Below are 1094 nucleotides of genomic sequence, written 5' to 3' on the forward strand. Positions count from 1 at the left end.
CCCGCAAAGAACGGATGCTTATCGGCCTCGATGGCATCGGCGATCGAGCCGCTCTCGTCGTGCGCGCTGACGGTCACACCGAGCGTCGCGAGCGGCGCTTCGAGCGCCGGGTTGAGCCTGTAGCGATGATTGCAGAGAATGCTCGCCTGCGCGCCGAGCGTGGCCGCGATACGCGATCCCGGCACTAGGCTTATCGGCCGCAAGCCTGAGCGATGCAACAACACGCCATCCTCGCCAACATGAATCGGCTCGAAGCAGGCGACGCGCGCATCGGGCTGCGCTTCCTTCATGCCGATCTCATCGCTCTTCAACACGAGCCGCGCGATGGCCGTCGCCATTGACTGCATGCCGAGAGACAAACCCACGACCGGAATCGACGCCAGCCAGCCGAAACGCGCGGCCTCGATCTGTCCCGCCACGTGCGCGATGTCCGCGCCGCCCGGCAAAAGAATGCCGTGTGCATCGGCGAGCAAAGTTTCTGCGTTGTCGCGGTCGATGTCCTGTGCCGCGATGAAGCGCACGTCGAGATCGAGGCCGAGCGCATCGGCGGCGTCACCGAGGGCGGCGAGCGTCGCGGGGTATTGCTGATGCTGGTCGCACTCACGGCCTATCAGCGCAATCGTGATCGACGGACCGCTCGCGCGCGATGCGGCTTCTTCCGTGGATCGCCATCTTCCATAGCGATCCCGATGCGCTTGCAAAACCACGCCCGAACCATCTTCGACGAGCTGTGCGCTATCGGCTTCATGAACGACGCGTAACATCTCCACGTCTTCGGCGCATTGCGTAGGAAACGCATCGAACGATTGCACGAGGAGCACGATATCGCGCGTGCGCGCCAGCGCAAAAATCTCATGGCATGGTTCGGCAGTGTCGGGCAGGCCCGTGCGCGTGCGCCAGATCAGACCGCTCGCGACTAACCGTCCATCCGCTGTGACGTGCTGATGCGCATCGGGAAACCGCTGTTCGTCGAAATGCACGCCTGCGCAGCGGAGTTCGGCATTCAAAGTCCGGGCGAACAGCGCGGGAAGGGCGCCGAATTGCGCCGGCTCGGGGGTAGCGTCTTCGATGAGATAGAGCATGGAAGGCCATCC

Annotated in this window: 1 protein-coding gene; it reads right to left on the reverse strand. The window is 63.8% G+C overall.

Features of this window, described 5'->3' with window-relative positions:
* A partial coding sequence (locus AWB68_RS45285) for a glutamine amidotransferase-related protein (RefSeq protein ID WP_125483316.1) occupies nucleotides 1-1094 on the reverse strand: 1094 nt, incomplete at both ends.

This window comes from Caballeronia choica, from assembly GCF_001544535.1.
Taxonomy (GTDB): Bacteria; Pseudomonadota; Gammaproteobacteria; order Burkholderiales; family Burkholderiaceae; genus Caballeronia; species Caballeronia choica.